Origin of the sequence: Candidatus Dechloromonas phosphoritropha, from assembly GCA_016722705.1 — a bacterium.
Classification (GTDB): Bacteria; Pseudomonadota; Gammaproteobacteria; order Burkholderiales; family Rhodocyclaceae; genus Azonexus; species Azonexus phosphoritrophus.
The window spans coordinates 192995-212184 of record JADKGN010000005.1 but is presented as its reverse complement, the minus strand read 5'-3'; the positions used below and the strand labels follow the sequence as shown (position 1 = coordinate 212184).

Below are 19190 nucleotides of genomic sequence, written 5' to 3'. Positions count from 1 at the left end.
GATTGTCTCAGACAGCCAGCGCTGTCAGTCCCTGCAGGCGTCCGACCGTAACCTGCAGAGCCTTGATGAATTCGACGACATCGGCTTCACGGTTGCCGACGCCGAGGCTGACCCGCACCGCACCGCGCGCAATTTCCGGCGCCACATCCATCGCTTGCAGTACATGCGACGGTTCCGGGTTGGCGCTCGAACAGGCCGCCCCGCTGGCCACTGCGAACCCTTCGCGATCCAGCTTGCCGACCAAGGTTTCGCCGTCGACATCGGGCATGGCGAAATAAGTCGTGTTATCCAGGCGCTCGGCTTCTCTCGCGAAAATCCTCGCACCCAGCGCAACGAGTCCATCCTCAAGCGTTTCGCGCAGCGCTCGCATGCGTCGCGGTAGTTCGGCAACGCGGAGCGCCGCAAGTTCCGCCGCGATACCAAAGCCGACGATGGCCGGCACGTTTTCGGTACCCGAACGCAAGCCGCGCTCATGGCCGCCACCGGCGATCAGCGGCTGCAACTCAACGCGCTTGTCGAGCACCAGCGCCGCTGCGCCTTTCGGTCCATAAGCCTTGTGCGCCGAGAGGGTCAGGGCATGGACGCCGGCACCGTTGAGCACACGAAAATCGACCGGCAACTTGCCCAGTGCCTGCACGGCATCGCTGTGGAACCAGCCGCCTGACTGCCGGGCAGCCGCCGCCAGCGCCGGAATATCTTGAATCACCCCGGTTTCGTTATTGGCCAGCATGATCGACAGCAGTTTCGGGCGCTGCCGGACGATCCCGGTGAAGGCATCCAATTTCACCCTTCCCGCGCCGTCGACCGCAACAGTTTCAACCTGCCAGCCGGCACGCGCCAACTGGGCAGCCGGCTTCAGAATACACGGATGCTCGACGGCGCTGACCGCCAGCATGCCTGGCTTCATTGCGGCCGCCGCACCCTTGAGAAACAAATTATTGGCTTCGCTGCCGCCGCTGGTGAAGACGACCTCGGTCGGATGCGCGTTGACCGCCGCCGCAACCTGCTGCCGCGCCTCGTCGATCGCTCGCCGCCCCGCACGCCCGTATTCGTGGCGGCTCGACGCATTGCCGAACTGGCTTTCCAGCCACGGCAGCATGGCCGCCAGCACGGCCGGGTCAAGCGGCGTCGTAGCGTTGTGATCGAGGTAGGCAGGCTTGAACATGAGTGTATTCAGACGACCGCCAGCACCTTTTCGCGACCGATTCGCGCCCGCGAAACCCGAATTCTCCGGTGGTCCTCGACAATCGCCGGGATGCCCGATTTCGCCTCCACTTCCCGCTGGCGGGCGACCAGGTCGGCCAGCGTCACCGATGTCAGATAATCGTACATCCGGGCATTCAACGACGACCACAGATCGTGCGTCATGCAGCGCTGCTCGTCGCGGCAGTTCTCGCGACCACCGCATTGGGTCGCGTCGAGTGGTTCGTCGACAGCGCGGATGATGTCGGCCACCGTCACCCTGTCGAGCGGCCTGGCAATGCAGTAGCCGCCGCCGGGACCGCGCACGCTATCGACGAGTTTGTCCCGGCGCAGCTTGCCAAACAGTTGCTCGAGGTAGGAGAGCGAAATCTTCTGGCGTTCACTGACCCCGGCCAGAGCGACGGGCCCGACCTGGCCGCGCAGGGCGAGATCCATCATGGCGGTAACCGCAAAACGGCCCTTGGTCGTCAGTCGCATCGTCTACCTTTCGCAAATAACCTACTATCGCTGTCAACTATATATACCCGATCAAATTAGTCAACAATTTTTCCGAGATATTTTGGATCGAAACGGTCGGCCGGCTGCACATCCTCGTCACACATGACCCCTGCCGCTTCCAGTTCGCGCAGCAGCGAGGCCAGCCGGCGGTCTGTCTCGGCTGCGTGATCGAGAAGACCGTGGATCGCCTTGGCCAGAGGATCATCCTGATCACGGCCGACGGCATAGGCGGAAAACCCCAGCTTTTCGGCCTGCGCCTCGCGCTGCCGGCCTTCCTCCGAGCGGTCGAGCAGCCGCGCCGGATTCCCGACCGCCGTCGCGCCCGCCGGCACCGCCTTGGTGACCACGGCGTTCGAACCGACCTTGGCCCCGGCGGCAACGGTGATCGGCCCGAGAATCTTGGCTCCCGCCCCGATCACCACGCCATCCTCCAGCGTCGGATGGCGCTTGCCCTTGTTCCACGACGTGCCTCCGAGCGTGACGCCGTGATAGAGGGTGACATCATTGCCGATTTCGGCGGTCTCGCCGATCACCACGCCCATCCCGTGGTCGATGAAGAAGCGGCGACCGATGGCGGCGCCCGGATGAATCTCGATGCCGGTGAAGAAGCGGGAAAGGTGAGCAACGAAGCGCGCCAGCCAGCGCAAGCGGTACCCCCACAGCCAGTGGGCGAAGCGATGCAGGATCAGGGCATGGATGCCCGGGTAGCAGGTCAGGACTTCCCAGAATGAGCGCGCCGCAGGATCGCGGTCGAAGACCGCACGAATATCCTCACGCAGATGCTGGAACATGAAAGCGGATTCCCCTGTCGTTATCAGGGCGAATTCTAAAATACTCGACTGATTTTGTCAGCTATTTCCTGGCACGAGCGTGAAGGTCGGCCGGAAGCCAAGCAGAAACCAAAGCGGCCATTCAGCAACTGGCCACCTTCAGAAAACTACCGGGTCCATTATTCGCCGAAGAAATTCACATCGTAAGGATAGGGTTTCTGCGGCACATTGGACGCCGCGTTGCGTTCGGCGGTGCCGAGATCCTGCTTCTTATCCCACCACAGCGCGCGCCCGACCTTCTGGTCCTCGACCCACTCCGGATTTTTTTCCAACTGCTCGTCGATCCACTTGGTGTGGTCGGACACGTAGCTCGTATTTACGTCACCCATTTTGCTGCCATCCTCGATCAAAGCAGAACAATACTGCAATTCTAGCATCCAGACGCGACAGCGCGTAGCGGTGGCGAGGATGGCTGCGGTCAACCAGGAATCTCGCCCAAAACCGCAGCGTGGCCTGCCTGCTCAGAGGCTCATTCCTTCCGACTTGCTGATCTTGTTCCAGACGTTGTAGTTGCCGACCGGCTTCTTCATCGGGGGCAGCGCACCGTCAGTTTCCCACAGGCTGGTCAGTACATGCCAACCACTCTCAGGCTTACCCCCCCCACCGTCTGTCCGACCAGAAGCCCCCCATCGGCGCAATCACGCGCGAAGCGCTGCAACCGCCCGCTGCCACTCTCCCAGTGTTCCGTGACGACGAGGACATAGCCCGTCGCCTTTCCCGATATAGCCGTCGTGCTCCCCGCGGTTTCTTCCCTCGGCGCTTGTCTGACGCCAGCCCAATGCGCAGATCCCGTTCCCGGCTGCCATGCCGCTGAGGGCTGGCACCTTACAACCCTTGACATGAAACCCGCCGATCAGGCCCGCCGTGAGCAGCGACGGGTACAAGTTCAAACGAAACATTTGAAGCACCTCTTTCGAATGCAGTCGTCGGCGTAAAAGCCTCGCTCATTGTGCGGCACGTCGGTTCAACTCCTCGATCATCCAGGCATCGCGCTGTGCAAGCAGGCCGCGCTGCAGCAAGTGTTCGGCAATTTTCAGCGCCTTGCGCACGTACACTTTGTCACCGCATACTTCGGTCAATTTGACGTAACTGACGATCAGGTCGCGCTGCCACTCGGTATTGGCCGGGTCGCGCCCGGCCAGCGCCTCGCGGATCGCCAGGCTCTTGCGGTACGCGGCCAGCGCCCCCGCGCCGTCGCCCTGCGCCACCAGCACGTCGCCGATCTTGTTGTGGCTGACCGACAGGTCGCGCTGCCAGCCGGTATTGGCCGGGTCGCGCCCGGCCAGCGCCTCGCGGATCGCCAGGCTCTTGCGGTACGCGGCCAGCGCCCCCGCGCCATCGCCCTGCGCCACCAGCACGTCGCCGATCTTGTTGTGGCTGACCGAGAGGTCGCGCTGCCACCCGGTATTGGCCGGGTCGCTGTCGATCAGGCGTTGAGAGAGCAGATGGGCTTCTTCGTAGTCCCGCCAGGCATCGGCCAGGAAAGCGTAGCTTCGCGCCGAATCTCCCGCATTGGCGAGGAACCAGAAGAACAAATGTAAGGCTTGCGGCCAATCCGGTTCGATCTCGAGGATGTCGGTATACAGCGAGCGCGCCTCGACAGACTGACCCTTGGCCTCGTACAGCGCGGCGGTACTCAACAGCGGCTCGAGCTCGCTGCGGTTACGCTCGCGGGCTGCTGCAGCACGATTGCGCACCGACTGCAGGATGGCCGGGCGCTTCGCGGCCACGTAAGCGATCGCTTCGTCGACTCCTTGTTCGGCCAGAATGCGACTCATCTCCTGAAACACGCTGCTGGCACTGCCGCGGCCCTCGATCTCGGCGAACGAGGCCGCCAGTTCCTCGATACGCAACAGACGAGAGGCATGCGCAGCGTCGGCTGCTGCGCGCCGTCGCTCACGCTCCTGCCAATCCGGCGCCGCCTCGGCTACCGCCAACTCGCGGCGATGGGTCTCCTCGATGGTGGTCAGCAGGTGGGCGCGGATCTTCGCGGCATTCACCTCGGCAACCTGTTGAACATCGGAGCTCAAGCGCTGGATCTCACCCCACAAACGACGCTCCCTGTCTTCTTCGCGCTGGCGCAACGCGGCGAGCTCGTCGCGCAGTTTCAGGATGATGAGTTCGAGTTCGACGTCGCTGTTCGCGGTGTGGCGCAGGTGATTGTCGCGCTTGAGACGCTCGATGTAGGCCTGCTGAAGCGCCCGGCGTTCGGCCTGAAAGTCCCGAGCGGCTGCCGGGTCAAGAATCCCGACGTTGTCCGGCACGTCGAGTTGTTCGGTGGGCTTGTCGCGGTGGCACTGATCGCCAATGACGATAACCCAAGTCTTTTTGCCCTGGCGGACGCCATAAAGCAGTTCGAACTGGGTGTAGGAGACACGGCCAAAATCCCGATCCGCCTCGGGCGGCTCGGCACCGTAGGCATGGCCGACGAGTTGGATCACTCCCTCGCAACCGTCAATCTGCTCACGTAGCCACTGGCGCAACTCGCCATACCCAGTTGGAAAGTCATCTTGCGATACGGGGTCGTAACCCAGTGTACGAACCGTCCGCGCGACCGCTTGCCGTAAGCTGCGCAGTTCCGCGCTGACTGCCGAGAGGAAAAGACGGGGTCGCGTCATGGGAGAGATCCCTTTCTCAGAGGGCAATCGTGATCGGCTATTCTATACAGATTCAGGATGGCAGATGACCAAATGCTGCCCTTGGGCTAAACCGCTCGCGCGGTAGAGGCTACGCATAAGCTGCTGAGTATCTTTGAGATTGGCGTGCTGTTTCCCATGTTGAGAACTGAGGCAATCCGCCTCGTTACTCGACATAAGCAGCGCCATGACCATCATGACCCAAAGCATCAGCCCGTTGCGTCAACGCACGATCGACGACATGCGGATGCGCAAGCTACCCCACCGGCTATCCGACCCGAAGCCCCCCATCGGCGCGATCACGCGCGAGGCGCTGCAACCGCCCGCTGCCGCTCTCGTTCCGCAACGACAAGGAGCAACTATTGGAACGCTGACAGAAAGCCTGGGTAGGGTTGCTCAGAAGGCATGGAGGAAGGCGGCAGAAATGGAACGGGCTTCAATTCTGGCCGATTTTTCCGGTTGACCGCAGGAGGTCAAGCAATTGTCGAGTCCAAAATGGTCGCGCATGGCTTTGGTCGTGAGGTTGCATTTCGGCCTTTTCCGCCAGTCACCGCGTACCAATACCGGACGTTCTGCAATGACCACTTTTCAAACCTCATAACGACTAAGAACTTATCCGTAAATAATATTCACTTTCAGTTTAATTTTTCTGAACGCCATGATTGATGCGGCCAGGTGGTTGAGCGCCAAGAAACTGCGCTCAAGCTTCTCGTGTCGCACCAACAACTTTCGGAAGCGGTTGAACCAGCTGTGGGCCACTTCGACGATCCAGCGCCGGGCTTTCTTCCTGGGGTCACGTTTGAGTTCGCCGGCCTCTTGCCCACGCCCTTTGACATGGGGGATGTAGCCGTGCTCGTGATGATCGCCAATGCGGGCGCGCCGGTGTAGCCGGCGTCAGCGCAAAGGTGTTTGCTTCGCCGCTTGGGTGGCGACGCTCGCTTGACGACAATGGCCTCAAGCACAGCCGCCAACTGAGAGACGTCGTGCCGATTGGCGCCGGTCACGACGAGCGACAACGGGACGCCACGACCGTCCACCAGCAAATGACGCTTGCTCCCATTTTTTTCCTCGGTCCGTTGGATTGGGTACAACGCTTGATTGCGCCATCGGGGCCTTCATCATCGCGCCGTCAAGGCATTGCCAGCGCCAGGCGATACCTTCAAGGTCGTCGTATTCGGCAAGCCCGCGCTTCCATAGGGCTTCAAACACCCCGGCCTTCTCCCACTGCCGATTTCTGTCCGTAAGGCAATGGCCTTGGCGTGCCGCCGAATCATCCGGTACACATCCGCCTGACTCATTGCGCGCTCGGTGAGTTGACCCGTCCGTCCGATGGCTGTGCGGAACAGAACCCCCCTGCCCTCAATGCCGATCTGTGCGCCTTCGATGTAGGCGTGCAGGTATTCATCGAGACTGTGATGACAGGGCATTTCGTGTTGCTTGCCCCCCTTCTCGCGCAGGCGCACCCAGGTTCGTCGGCCTTGCACATAGACATCCTGAACCTTCATGCCCACCACTGCGCCAATACGCGCGAAGGTGTACACCATGAGAGCGATCAGCGCGCGATCGCGTAGCCCAACCGCTTTGCTGGTATCGATTCCATCAAGAAGCGCACGGGCTTCGTCGGCACGGAGCACCGGGGCCTTGCCTTTCTTGACCGAGTGTTTCGGACCGCGTACCGAGTTGGCCGGGTTCGCCGCGATGACCTGGCCGATCACCAGCCAGTCGAAGAGCATCCGCAGGCCTGCCAGGTGACGTCAGGTTGGCGTCGGTCCGATTGCCGACGCCCGAACATTTCTTGCCAAGGAAATGGTATGGACGCCTCCCACCCCGTGAGCGCTGAACACGAGTTACCCACGGCGCCAGTCACCTCTGGAGATAGAAGGACCGCCGGTGCACGGCGCCGTGGATAACCCTGCGGTGGTAACGCGTTGAGAGATGGACCCTCGCGGGCCGACGGCATCGAAGTACCCAAGGTGGAAGATACGAAGATCTTCACAGGCAAACCGGAGGGTCCGAAATGAAGGATAGCAAACCCGTAGTCGGCGTGGATATCGCCAAGAGGGTGTTTCAGTTGCACTGGATCGACATGGGGACTGGAGAAATCGTGAGTTTGCAGCTCAAGCGCGAGAAATTCCTGGCGCACTTTACCAACCGGGCGTCCTGCCTGATCGGCATGGAAGCCTGCGGCGGCGCACAGCACTGGGCGAGGAAACTCGTCGCGATGGGCCACCAGGTCAAGCTCATGCCCGCCAAGGCAGTACGCCCCTTTGTCGGCGGCAACAAGAACGACGCGCACGATGCCCGGACCATCTGGACGGCGGTGCAGCAGCCGGGTGTCAAGGCGGTGGCGGTCAAGACCGAGGAGCAGCAAGCGATTCTGGCTCTGCACCGCATGCGCCAACAGTTGGTGAAGTTTCGCACGGCGCAGATCAATGGTTTGCGCGGGCTGCTGACGGAATATGGCGAAGTGATGGCACAAGGCAAGGCCGGCATCAGGAAAGGTCTGGCTGAAGCATTGCAGCGACTGGTGGATCGGCTGTCCGTCCGCGAACCTGGCTGGAAAAAGAAAAGGCCCAGCGCGCCATGGTAATCTATATCGTCGGATGGCTGGTGACGCTGACAATTCTTCTCTTGGTCATTTATTCGCGGCGGGCGGTATCGATGTAAAGTTCGCGTATAGCGACAGCGTGAGTACTAAATTCACTGGTTAGCCCACATGCCCAAGATCATCCGCGAACGCTACGAAAACGGCATCCTCGTCGAGCGTACGATCGAGGGCTCAACGTTCCATGCCCGGAAATGGTTGAAGCTTGCCATACACACCGTCATCACCATCAGCCTTGCTGTTCTAGCCGCAGTTGTGGTTAGCGACAGTATGGCCCTCGGTAGCGCCATAGATGAAGACGCCACACCGGCCAATTGCGACCAGCCACGGTTCCGGTCGTAGGGCAAGCCGTCGTAGTCGACCATCACGATCCATATAGTGTCTGTTGCTTCCATAGCTCAATCACTTGTTCACCATCAAGTTGAGATGCACCACGGCAACCCTGAAGAGCATGGTAATAAGCTACCATTCCATGCCGCACCCCTAAACTGCCCATTTTATAAATTTCCACGAAACGGCAATCTGGTCTTGCTATCTGGACTGACCAAGTTGCGGCCTAGAAAATGAAGACTCTGCGTGTCGTTTTGTTTCTGGCCTTAACTGGCTGCACCTCAGCATCTAAGATGCCTGTTCGGCCAGAAATGCAACGGAATGCAGAGGAACCGGCAGCCGAAGTCGTACTTGGTGCTGAGGTGTTGGAATCGCTACCGGAGGGTTCCTGGAGATACAAGATTACTGAGGCTGCAAAGTCCGAATGGCAATATTTTGGCCAGCAGTTAGTCGTAATCGATGGCTATGACGAGAGTATTCCTCATGTTGGGATTTGGGAGGATGAGGATGATAGCCACAGTGACCGGATTAACCAGTATTGGCGTGCAGTAGGCAAATCCCGGCTATCGGGGTACGACTGCAAGCAGCCTTGGTCTGCCGCCTTCATTAGTTGGATCATGCAGACGGTCGATGTATCCAAGTCGCTTTTCCCACCAAGTGGCGCCCACTGGGTCTATCTTCACCATTTTCTTGCCAACGCAAACAACCCAGACGCGGTCTTCATTCCCCACACCATTGAACAGTACAAACCCAAACCAGGGGATTTGATCTGTGCCGTGCGGAGCAACTACACGCCTACGGATGTGATCAGGGAACTCCCGGTCTCACTCATCAGTTCAAGGCTGCATTGCGATATCGTCGTGGAATCCAACGGCGAAACCTTGCAAGTCATCGGCGGTAATGTCCGCAATTCGGTTTCAAAAACCATTTTGACCTTGTCCCAAGATGGCTATGTGCAATCGACGAGTCGTAGGCCATGGTTCTTGATTATCGAAAACCGCTTGGACTAATCCTAAAAACCGCAGTTACCCGATTCCATTCGCATGATTCTCAAGAAATTGGTGGGCGAGAGGTGGTCCGACACCGGCTAGAACGCGCTTGAGATGATCGCAGACGAGTTGCCAGAGGGATGTCACATTCAACTGCTCCGCAGCAGAGGTGACCCAGCCCTGAAGCAAAGCAGAGACACGCATCAGAGCTTCCCGTGCCTTGCCGAAATGGGCGTGCAAACCGGTCAGCGTGATCGTTGTCTGGCCTGCATGCTCGGTCTTGCGTCCAACCGACGACATCAACCATGGCCGGCTGGTGATGGCTTCGCGGCGCGCTCCGGAATTGGCCAAACGTACGAACAGACTCCACCAGTTGTCCCACAGGGACTTCCTTTGGTCGTAGATCAGCGCTACCGCACGGGACGAGAGCTGGCAGCGATGCAGGTCATGCGTGGTGAAGCCGCCCCAGCCCCACTGGTTCTTCAGTTCGTCAAAGGTGTTTTCGGCATCCGCACGGTCACGGTAGAGTTGGCCCAGGCTGAGAATCTCATAGGCGGTATTGGTGACCAATACCGAATACTCATAGCCGGTGATTTGTTTGCCGGTCTTGCGGTTCGCCTCGACAAAGCCCAGCAGTTGCTGGCCGCTGTCTTCCTGGGCAACCACGATCTCACCCTTGAGTGGGCGGCGCAGAACCAGCACGCGCCTTGAGGCCTCCCAGCCGGCGAGCTTCAGTTCGCCGTCCTTGCCTTTCCCGCGCCGCAGCTAGCGAGGGCAACAACGTTGTTGCCCTCGCTAGCTGAAAACCATTCGTCATTCATCGGATCGAAGAGTATTTACAGCAGATTTTGGACTTGACTCGCCAAAACCCCCCTACGTCAGAATAGTTGTCGCCTCGATAGAATCTCCCCCTGGGGCGGCGACAAAGGATGGAAATGGCAAGGTATTCAGAGAAGTTCAAAGGTAGAGCGGTAGCACGATTGTTGGCGCCGGAAAATGCAGCAATAGATGTGGTGGCCCGTGAAGTAGGCATTGGTTCGGGAACCCTTGAGCGTTGGCGAGATGACGCGCAGTCCATGCCCGCCCGAGGGCGGGCATGGACTGTGGCGGCGCGCCTGGAGGCGGTGATCGTCACTGCGGCGCTGGACGAAACCAGCAAAAGCGCGTGGTGTCGAGAGCACGGCGTTTATCCGGACGAGCTGATCAAATGGTGGGCCAGCGCCACGACAGCGTTGGCCGAACCGGAAGAAGTCAGAGCCAGCCCGCAAGCAACCCGACAAGACCGCAAACGCATCAAGGAACTCGAACGCGAATTGCTACGCAAGGACCGGGCACTCGCTGAAACCGCTGCCCTGCTAGTTCTCTCAAAAAAGTCGCGGCGATCTTCAACAAAGGCGATGCCGAATGATCGGCCTTGAAGATCGCCAAGCCTTGGCCCAAGACATCCATACCGCCCATGTCGCCGGTGCTCGGCTCAGGCTTGCCTGCGAGGTAGCCGGCATCGAGTTACGCACCTTGCAACGCTGGAAAGCCATTGAGGGCGGCATCTGCGCAGATCGCCGGCCCTTGTCCATGCGCCCGACGCCCAGGCACGCGCTCAGTGAGGCCGAACGCACGCAGGTGCTTGCCGTGGCCAACGAGCCACGCTTTGCGGCCGTGCCGCCAGCGCGCATGGTGCCGATGCTGGCTGATGAAGGGATTTACCTGGCCAGCGAATCCACCTTCAGCCGAGTGCTGCGTGAGCACGGTCAAACCACCCTCCGAGGACGGGCCAAGGCGCCCAGGCAACAGCGAGTGCCGACCACGCACATTGCCACCACGCCGCGCCAGGTGTGGTGCTGGGACATGACTTATCTGCCAGGCAAGGTTAAGGGGCACTGGTTTCACCTTTATCTCATCCTCGACCTGTATAGCCGCAAGATTGTCGGCTGGGAGGTGCACGGCAGCGATCACGCCGACCATGCCGCGCATCTGGTGCGCCGTACGGCGCTCGCCGAGGGGATTGCCGCACTCGCGACCAAGCCTGTTCTGCACGGCGACAACGGCTCGACGCTCAAGGCCACGACGGTGCTGGCGATGCTCAACTGGCTGGGAGTCAGGCCCTCGTATTCTCGACCCCGAGTCAGTGATGACAATGCTTACGCGGAATCGCTGTTTCGGACGGCCAAATACCGCCCTGAGTTTCCTGCTAACGGCTTTGCCGAGCTCAACGACGCCAGGACCTGGGCAGTCAGCTTCGTGCACTGGTACAACGTCGAGCATCGGCACAGTGGCATTCGTTATGTCAGCCCAGCCCAGCGCCATGCCGGCGAGGATCTCGCCATTCTCGCGGCCCGACATGCCGTCTATACCTCAGCGCGTGATCTGAACCCGGCGCGCTGGACTGGTCAGACACGAAATTGGACGCCGGTCGGTGTAGTGACCCTCAATCCAGATCGCGATTGCATCGCCAACGCGCATCTGGAAGACAAGCTTATTCCGCCATTGGCTGCATGACCGAGGCGACAACTATCTTGACGCGCGCCGGTTTATAAAGTTGCCCTATGACAAAGCAATGCTGATGGCTGCAAAGGATCGATAGACGCCCTCGAACTCCGATCGGAAAACCGATTTCTAACCATTTCCGCGGTCGACCGCGGAAATGGCCAAATTATGTTCAGAGCCGTTCCAGACCGCAGTCGTCGCAACCTCCGGCGCAAGCGCAATGACTTCGAGAAATTCGTTGTGGTCGAGTTGTTGCTTTCCGGCAAGATGCAGGGGGCACAAGGTGACGCGGATGGCCTCGCCCGGATCGAACCTGCCCGTCAGACTTTTCGCGGAACCCGTCACGCCTTTTCGTGCGGGTTCAACACAAGACGAAGGTCCATCGTCCCGCGGTCAGATCCGGTCGTCACGGTGAAGCCGAGGCGTCGTGCGAGACGCTGCATGCGCAGGTTGCCGTCCAGTGTTTCACCGCGCAATTCTCCGATGCCGCGGCCGCAGCAGTAGCTGATCAGGCTCTGCAGGAGCAGTTGCCCGAGTCCCCTGCCTTTGATTTCTGAGGCGACAACGATCGCGAAGTCCGCGAACTTACTGGGATCGGCAACCGCCCGAACCTCTCCCAAGGCATGCTCGACACGGTCGTTTCCGCGCTCGATGGCCACCAGCGCCATTTCGCGATCGTAGTCGATCTGGGAGAAGCGGGCGAGGCGGCTCCGCGGCAGGGTCCTGGTCGAGTCGAAAAAGCGCATGCGCGAATCCTCAATAGTAAGGGAATTGAGCAGTTCGCCAAGCAGGGGCTCATCCTCCGGTCGAATCGGCCGAATCAGGAGCCTGCGACTCTCCCAATCGTCTTGCCGTTCCAGTTCCTTCGGGTAGGGGCGGATCGCGAAGCGGCGGAAGCCGGGCTTGCGTCCCCGCACTCTCCGATTCCCTGCGCACTTATACCCACCCCCCGGCTGTCTCGACAGCAATACACGACGAAGGCATTTCTTCGCGCTTTGATCGCTCGAATTTCGCCTCAACCATCGTCTGGCTGCCCGTTGTAACGTCAAAACCATTGCTTGCCTGAGTTGCAACTGGATTGCACTTGGTCAATTGCGACTTTTAGGCTCAATACTCAAACCGCTCGGGGTGTCGTACTTGCCCTTGCTTTTGCCCTGATACTCGATTCTCCATCTTTTACGCGGTCGACCGCAGCAGCCGGCATGTCGTGTTCACGACACGCCCTTCCCTCGTAGCCCAGTTTCGCGCCCTCGCCAGGGAGACGCCGGGCGCAACCAGGATTTCTCCGTCGATTGACAGAAAACATATACTCTCGGCGTTGGCTTTCCTGTCCCGCTATCCGCGATGTCCGAATCCTCCCGCGATGAATTTCTGAAGGAACGAGATGCCCCCTTGCAACTCGGCGTGGCTGAGGCGCTTGCGCTGGCGATCCACATTCATCGCTTGGGCGAATACGAAGACGCCGAGAAGCTGTATCGGAGGATTCTTGACGTTGCCCCCGACAACGCCGATGCGATGCACTTCCTCGGCATACTGCTCCACCACCGTGGATGCAGTGAAGATGCGGTCGAGTTGATTGGGCGTTCGATCACGCTCGAACCCGGGGTAGCGGACCGCTACAACAACCTCGGCAACGTGCTGGTCGAATGTGGACGTGCAGTCGAAGCGGCCAAAGCTTATCGCCAGGCGCTCGCGTTGCAGTCCGATCACGTGGATGCCTGGAACAACCTCGGTGCGGCCCTGCGGGCGCTTGGGGAGTTCAACAGCTCCGCCGCAGCTTACCGGAAGGCAATCGATTTCGCTCCCGAACAGCCGGATGCCTACAATAATATGGGGAACCTGCTATCCGGGCGAGGACAGATCAAAGAGGCGGTTGCCTACTATTGCAAGGCGATCACGCTGACCCCCCACCACCCCGAGGCTCGGCGACTGCTCGGCATCGCATACTACACGCTTGGTCAGACCAATGCTGCAGCCGAGGTATTTCGCAGTTGGCTGGTCGACGAGCCGGACAACCCGATTGCCAAGCACATGTATGCGGCGTGTTCGGGACACGGTGTGCCCGAGCGCGCACCGGACGACTATGTCGAACTGACTTTCGACGGCTTCGCCGCGAGCTTCGACGCCAAGCTGGGACGCCTTGACTACTGTGCTCCCCAATTGGTCGCCGAGGCGGTGGCCCGGGCATGCGGCACCCCTGCCGGCGCGCTTGACGGTCTCGATGCCGGATGTGGAACGGGTCTGTGTGGCCCGCTGATTGCACCCTACGTCCGCCATCTGACCGGGGTGGATCTGTCGGCGGGCATGCTGGATCGCGCACGCAGTCGAAGTGTCTACGCTGAACTGGTGAAGGACGAACTGACAGCGCACTTGCGTCGTCGGAGCAATGCGTTCGACCTGATCGTCTCGGCCGACACCCTGGTCTACTTCGGCAGCCTCGAGGCGGTGTCAATGGCAGCAGCCAGCGCGCTGCGGCCGGATGGGCTGCTCGTCTTTACAGTCGAGGAAGCTTTCGATGACACTTCGACCGAGGGATACCGCATCAATCCGCACGGCCGATACAGCCACCATCGGGGTTACGTAGCGCGGATACTCTCGGATTCATTTCTCGTCGTCGAGGCAATCGACTCCGCAGTGTTGCGCCGCGAAGGCGGTTCAGCCGTCAAAGGACTGGTCGTCACCGCGCGCAAGCCCGTTCCGGCGAATCTGGCGAAGGGCTCGTCATGAGAACCCGCGCCGCGACAAGCATCGATTGGAGCAACACTGGATGATCCAAGGACCGACGATCGCCAGCCCAGCGTCCCGACCGTCAGGGGTCCTGTCAGTCTGAAGGCGAGAGAAAAGGCCTGCTGACTGCAAACCTGTAAGTCTTGATATTGGCCGGTTATTCCCCAAGGCGAAAGACCAAGCCCACGTGGCCAAACCTGCAGGCATTGTCGACCACGGCGATTCTGGAGCAGCACGGACGCTGGCGCACCAGAATTGACCGAAAACGATCGATGGGCATATACTGAGTCAAGTGAATTTGCGTTCAGTATTTACCCAAGCTCCGATCGTTTCTGCAAAGGCACAAGGGTAAGTCGGGCTTGGCGATGAGCAGGACTCGATCGAACTGATTACAGGAGGCCAGAATGGCAATTGACATGTTTCTCAAGCTGGACGACATCAAAGGCGAATCTCAGGACGACAAGCATAAGGATGAGATCGACGTGCTGGCTTGGAGTTGGGGCATGAGCCGAACAGGTACGCTCCAAAGCGGCGACAAGGCAGGCAAGGTGTCAGTCAATGACATCTCGATTTCGAAGTATCTCGATAAGGCGTCGCCCGGCATGATGCTGTCGTGTTGCAACGGCAAGCACTACAAGGAGGCCATGCTCACGGTGCGCAAGGCAGGCGAGAGGCCACTGGAGTACCTCAAACTGACGATGAAGGAAGTCATCGTCTCATCGGTAACTGCCGGCGGTAGCGGCGGTGAGGATCGTCTGACAGAGAATGTCGCCCTCAATTTCGGTGAATACAAAATTGAGTATACGCCGCAGAAGCCCGATGGCTCACCCGACGCGGTTGTCCAGGCGGGCTGGAATATTCGCAAGAACCAGAAGGTTTAGCGAGCGCTTTCACGTAAGCCCGACCTGCGCAGGTACTAACGCCCCCTTCGCAGGGTCGGGTTTTTTTTCTGCCACCCAAGATGTGGAGATCCCCCCAGAGTTGGGCCTTGGCATGCCCAGCTAATGGGCTGGCCGAGTTCATCTTTTCATCGGCAAGTTCTTGCACAAAGCCTGCCCGCGAGTGGTCGCCGATTGCCGGTGACGCGGAAAGTGGGCCGCACGATGCAGCCGAGCTTCCCGGTCTCGTCGTAAAGCATCTGCCGGGCAATGACCGCTCGTAGCACCCGACCGGGACTTTGGGTTCCAACACCTACAGACTGGGCCGGCCAAAAAGTGGCCAGCATGCGGCTGATGGTCGTCACGCTACTTCCGACAACCCGCGCAATTCTGCGTAGGGGCATAGGCGAATTCGTTGGTGGCGCTGGCGACGCCCCTGAGCTTCAGGCCATGGTGCCGGCGACAAGCACTCCCTGCCCGGTAAAAGCGGTGGCATGCCTGCCGGCATCATCAGTCATTGCGAACGCGCCCGCCAGACTTTCCCCGGAACCCGTCATGCCTTTTCGTGCGGGTTCAGCGCAAGGTGAAGGTCCATCGTGCCGCAGTCAGATCCGGTCGTCACGGTGAAGCCGACGCGCCGTGCGAGACGCTGCATGCGCAGGTTACTTTCCAGCGTTTCGCCGCGCAAGCCAGCGATGCCGCGGCCGCGGCAGTAGCTGATCAGGCTCTGCAGCAGCAGTTGCCCGAGTCCCCTGCCTTTGATCTCCGAGGCGACAACGATCGCGAAGTCGGCGAACTTGCTACCAGGATCGGCAACCACTCGAACCTCGCCCAAGGCATGCTCGGCGCCGTCGTTTCCGCGCTCGATGGCCACCAGCGCCATTTCGCGATCGTAGTCGATCTGGGAGAAGCGGGCGAGGCGGCTTCGCGGCAGGTTCCTGGTCGAGTCGAAAAAGCGCATGCGTGAATCCTCAATAGTAAGGGAATTGAGCAGTTCGCCAAGCAGGGGCTCATCCTCCGGTCGAATCGGCCGAATCAGCAGCCTGCGACTCTCCCAATCGACTTGCCGCTCCAGTTCCTTCGGGTAGGGGCGGATCGCGAAGCGGCGGAAGCCGTGCTTACGTTCCCGCTGCTCGATGCTGATGCGTGCCTCCAGCACGACCACACCCGAGCCTTCGACGTGCACCGGATCGAGTTCCACGCCGGCCACTTCATCGATATCCACCAGCAGTTGCGACAGACGAACCAAGGCATTGCTCACGGCTGCCTGCAGCGTCGGCCGCTCGTCTTCGGAGACAGCCTCGGAAAAGCCGCTGCGTGCCACCAGATCGCCGGCCAGCACCGGATTGAGCGGCGGCAGCGCGACGACCAGGCGGCCTTCGCGGAAGCTTGTGACCGATGCCGGACCAAGGAAGATCACCGGCCCGAACACCGGATCGTCAGCAACGCCCAGACGCAATGCGGGGGCGCCGCTGCGGGCAGCGCTGGGTCGCAGCCGGTAACCGCTGACGCGGTCGCCGGGGTGCCGCGTCCGCGCACGGCTGCGCAAACCACGCGCCGCGATGCCGATCTCGGCGGGTGAACGAAGTCCTGACACGCGCTCTGCAAGCTCCGCTCCATTCGCAAGCATTAGAAAGAGGTCAACCGGATAGCCGATTTCATCGGCGACGGCGATCGCCTTGGCGATGCTGCCCGCCAACGCATACTCGCCATCGGCAATTCCGTAGGCCTGCAACACACGTCTTGCCTGGCGCGCCGACAGCGTCCGTGCCCCGGCAGCAATCGCTTCGCTGACGGCGCTGCGGGCCGCCTCCGCATCGGGCGAGAAGCCCTCGGCGAGCGACGGCGGCATCTGCATCAGCAACTCGCGATTGCGCCGGTAACTGACGACACCGAGAAAGACCGCGATCGCCTTTTCCGGCGACTCATGGCTCAATACGCCTTGCGCCGCGGCAATTCTTTGCGCCTCCAGCATCGCCGCACCGCCGACCCAGCAGGTGAAGACGTTGCGCTCGGTTTTCCGGGACACCTCGCAGATCGCCGCGGCAACCTCGGCGCTTTGTGCAAACGGCGAGGGCGAACAGACGGTCAGGACATTTTCCGTGTCACTGTCGGCGAGCACGGCCGTTATTGCCGCTCCCCAGTTTGTCGCCGTAACGTCTAATGGCAGTGCCAGCGGATTGGAGAGCGCGGAGCGCGTCTGCAAGAGTCCCTCAAGGTGCTTGATGGTGGCCGACGGCAGCTTGCCCAACTGCCCGCCAGAACGTAGCAGGGTGTCGCCGGCAATCCGTCCGAGGCCATGACCGTTGGCGAGGATCGTCAGACTCTCGCCGCGCAACGGGCGCACCCGCGCCATCGCCTCAATGGCTTCGAACAGATCCCCGAGCGTATCGATACTTACCCAGCCGGCGCGACGCAAGGCCGCTTCGTAAACATCGACGACAGTAAATGGCCCGCCCCCCTGATTTCTGCCATGGACCGGGCCACCACGGAAGGTGACCACGGGCTTGTTGCGCGCAGCGGCACGCGCTGCCGACATAAACTTTCCTCCACCCGAAACCTCGTCGAACTGCACCAGGATCGATTTTGTTTCTGGGTCGGCAGCCAGCCAGTCGAGCACGTCGGCCAGATCGACATCGAGGCTTGCGCCCAGGTGCAGCACCGTCGAAAAGCCGATTCCCTTGCTGTAGGCGCGATCAAGCACGGCTGCCGTGACGGCCGTCGACTCCGCGACCAGCGCAATCTTGCCCGGCATGATCGAGACGGGGGCGGCGCTGGCGTTAAGCCCCCTGCCGGGCACGACGAGACCGCCGCTTCCTGGCCCCAGAATACGCATCAGATACGGCTGGGCGGCTTCGAGAATGGCCTGGCGCGCCTTCGCTATCGCATCAATGCTCATCTTGTGCCACATCCACGGCCCAACGATCACCGCACGGGTGCCACGGGCACCGAGTTGAGCGATGATCGACGGCACCAGATCCAGCGACGCACAAATGATCGCCAGATCGGGCACCACATCGAATTCGCCGAGGCGGACATCGTCGCCCATGTGAAACAGTGAGCGTTTCCTTGCGCTGACCGACATGAGCGGACCGTTGAATCCGCCAGCCGCGAGATTGGCCAAGACCACCTCGGCGTAGCGGCTCGGCTCGTCGGGTTCGGCGACCACCGCCATCGAGGCAGGGCGGAAGAGGAATTCAAGGTTGCGGACTGTCATGATTGCCTACGATCGATGATCTCGCGGTCGTCCTGTTCGGCACTTTCCGCTGAGGCCCTGCGTATCCGGCCGGGACACGGCATCAGTGTGCCATGTTCGCCATCACCTCACTAAGCTTTTCTCCCCTGCCCCGTGCGTACTCGCCAGAGACGAGATTCGAGTCCGGCCAGTGCTCCTCGCCTTGAAGCCACGATCAATTTGCCTCGATTGCTGCGGTCGACCGCGGCTATCACTGCATTTCGCTCAGGGCTTGTCGAGCCAGAACAGCGCAGTGATCGTCTTGGCGTCGGTGATCCGGCCATCCCAGACGGCGACCCTGGCCTCCGCCGGCGTCAGTTCAATCACTTCGAGAAACTCGTTGTGGTCGAGCCGATTTTCCCCGGTGCGATGCAGTCCGCGCGCGGCGAAAATCTCGATCCGCTCGTCCGAATAGCCGATGCAGGGATGCATGACCCCAACGTACTCCCAGTCGCGCGCGACGTGGCCGGTTTCTTCCAGCAGTTCGCGGCGCGCGGTGTCGAGAATGGCCTCACCGGGATCGATCTTGCCCGCCGGCAATTCGAGGAATACGCGGCGCAAGGGGTAGCGGAACTGCCTTTCGAATAACAGGTTACCGTTATCAAGAAAGGCGAGAACCACGACGGCACCGGGATGAACAATGTACTCGCGCACGGTCTGCTTGCCGTTCGGTAGCCGCACCTCGTCCTTGCGCACATCGAGCAACACGCCCTTGAACACGCTCTCGCTGGAGATCTCGGATTCGATGAGGTGGGTATCGTGACTCATTTCAGGC

The 19190-nt window shown here is 60.6% G+C and carries 17 protein-coding genes and 2 pseudogenes; 7 read left to right on the top strand and 12 right to left on the bottom strand.

The window, feature by feature from the left end:
- Positions 1 to 7: 7 nt before the first annotated feature.
- The 5 genes from IPP03_20645 to IPP03_20625 form a co-directional block, all read right to left on the bottom strand.
- The gene (locus tag IPP03_20645) at positions 8 to 1165 is read right to left on the bottom strand and encodes a cysteine desulfurase (protein ID MBL0354928.1); all 1158 of its coding nucleotides are present in this window, start codon (positions 1163 to 1165) and stop codon (positions 8 to 10) included.
- 8 nt (positions 1166 to 1173) lie between these two features.
- Entirely contained in the window at positions 1174 to 1680 is a 507-nt protein-coding gene (gene iscR, locus IPP03_20640; GenBank protein MBL0354927.1) for a Fe-S cluster assembly transcriptional regulator IscR, read from the bottom strand.
- Positions 1681 to 1736: 56 nt separating this feature from the next.
- A complete protein-coding gene (cysE, locus tag IPP03_20635) occupies positions 1737 to 2492 on the bottom strand; it encodes a serine O-acetyltransferase (GenBank protein MBL0354926.1) in 756 nt (251 codons plus the stop codon).
- Between the two features lie 158 nt (positions 2493 to 2650).
- Positions 2651 to 2860: a DUF3460 family protein gene (locus IPP03_20630; protein ID MBL0354925.1), complete on the bottom strand. Its 210-nt coding sequence runs from the start codon at positions 2858 to 2860 to the stop codon at positions 2651 to 2653.
- Positions 2861 to 3475: 615 nt separating this feature from the next.
- A complete protein-coding gene (locus IPP03_20625) occupies positions 3476 to 5149 on the bottom strand; it encodes a tetratricopeptide repeat protein (GenBank protein ID MBL0354924.1) in 1674 nt (557 codons plus the stop codon).
- A gap of 205 nt (positions 5150 to 5354) precedes the next feature.
- Between IPP03_20625 and IPP03_20620 the strand changes: the two genes are divergently transcribed.
- A complete protein-coding gene (locus IPP03_20620; protein MBL0354923.1) occupies positions 5355 to 5630 on the top strand; it encodes a hypothetical protein in 276 nt (91 codons plus the stop codon).
- 149 nt (positions 5631 to 5779) lie between these two features.
- Here IPP03_20620 and IPP03_20615 read toward each other — a convergent pair.
- Both IPP03_20615 and IPP03_20610 read right to left on the bottom strand, forming a co-directional pair.
- Positions 5780 to 6394: pseudogene (locus IPP03_20615) on the bottom strand (IS5 family transposase).
- Entirely contained in the window at positions 6286 to 6900 is a 615-nt protein-coding gene (locus tag IPP03_20610) for a tyrosine-type recombinase/integrase (GenBank protein ID MBL0354922.1), read from the bottom strand. The pseudogene IPP03_20615 and the gene IPP03_20610 overlap by 109 nt, the downstream one beginning before the upstream one ends.
- Positions 6901 to 7184: 284 nt before the next feature.
- Between IPP03_20610 and IPP03_20605 the strand changes: the two are divergent.
- The 3 genes and pseudogenes from IPP03_20605 to IPP03_20595 all read left to right on the top strand — a co-directional run bounded on the left by IPP03_20605 (position 7185) and on the right by IPP03_20595 (position 9112).
- Positions 7185 to 7706: pseudogene (locus IPP03_20605) on the top strand (IS110 family transposase).
- A 177-nt stretch (positions 7707 to 7883) separates the two neighbouring features.
- Positions 7884 to 8114 (top strand): hypothetical protein, encoded by a 231-nt coding sequence (locus IPP03_20600; GenBank protein MBL0354921.1) that lies wholly within the window; start codon positions 7884 to 7886, stop codon positions 8112 to 8114.
- Positions 8115 to 8335: 221 nt separating this feature from the next.
- Entirely contained in the window at positions 8336 to 9112 is a 777-nt protein-coding gene (locus IPP03_20595; protein MBL0354920.1) for a DUF2272 domain-containing protein, read from the top strand.
- 15 nt (positions 9113 to 9127) lie between these two features.
- Here the strand turns inward: IPP03_20595 and IPP03_20590 are convergent, their stop codons facing one another.
- Positions 9128 to 9856, bottom strand: coding sequence for a hypothetical protein (locus tag IPP03_20590; protein ID MBL0354919.1), 729 nt, complete (start codon positions 9854 to 9856; stop codon positions 9128 to 9130).
- Between the two features lie 170 nt (positions 9857 to 10026).
- Here IPP03_20590 and IPP03_20585 point away from each other — a divergent pair.
- Positions 10027 to 11587, top strand: a protein-coding gene (locus IPP03_20585; GenBank protein ID MBL0354918.1) for an IS3 family transposase whose coding sequence is annotated in 2 segments (ribosomal slippage) — positions 10027 to 10466 and positions 10465 to 11587 — 1563 coding nt in all. Because the reading frame shifts where the segments join, the coding sequence is not laid out codon by codon here.
- Positions 11588 to 11704: 117 nt separating this feature from the next.
- On the opposite strand, the gene IPP03_20580 is transcribed toward IPP03_20585, so the two are convergent.
- Both IPP03_20580 and IPP03_20575 read right to left on the bottom strand, forming a co-directional pair.
- Positions 11705 to 11920, bottom strand: a complete 216-nt coding sequence (locus tag IPP03_20580) for a hypothetical protein (protein MBL0354917.1) — start codon at positions 11918 to 11920, stop codon at positions 11705 to 11707.
- On the bottom strand, positions 11917 to 12492 hold the full coding sequence (locus IPP03_20575) for a GNAT family N-acetyltransferase (protein ID MBL0354916.1): 576 nt from the start codon (positions 12490 to 12492) through the stop codon (positions 11917 to 11919). The genes IPP03_20580 and IPP03_20575 overlap by 4 nt, the downstream gene beginning before the upstream one ends.
- Positions 12493 to 12919: 427 nt before the next feature.
- Here IPP03_20575 and IPP03_20570 point away from each other — a divergent pair, with 427 nt between their 5' ends.
- Both IPP03_20570 and IPP03_20565 read left to right on the top strand, forming a co-directional pair.
- A complete protein-coding gene (locus IPP03_20570) occupies positions 12920 to 14302 on the top strand; it encodes a tetratricopeptide repeat protein (GenBank protein MBL0354915.1) in 1383 nt (460 codons plus the stop codon).
- Between the two features lie 404 nt (positions 14303 to 14706).
- A complete protein-coding gene (locus IPP03_20565; GenBank protein ID MBL0354914.1) occupies positions 14707 to 15183 on the top strand; it encodes a type VI secretion system tube protein Hcp in 477 nt (158 codons plus the stop codon).
- Positions 15184 to 15733: 550 nt separating this feature from the next.
- Here IPP03_20565 and IPP03_20560 read toward each other — a convergent pair.
- Positions 15734 to 18397, bottom strand: coding sequence for a bifunctional acetate--CoA ligase family protein/GNAT family N-acetyltransferase (locus IPP03_20560; GenBank protein ID MBL0354913.1), 2664 nt, complete (start codon positions 18395 to 18397; stop codon positions 15734 to 15736).
- A gap of 243 nt (positions 18398 to 18640) precedes the next feature.
- The gene (locus IPP03_20555; protein ID MBL0354912.1) at positions 18641 to 19183 is read right to left on the bottom strand and encodes an NUDIX hydrolase; all 543 of its coding nucleotides are present in this window, start codon (positions 19181 to 19183) and stop codon (positions 18641 to 18643) included.
- Positions 19184 to 19190: the final 7 nt, after the last annotated feature.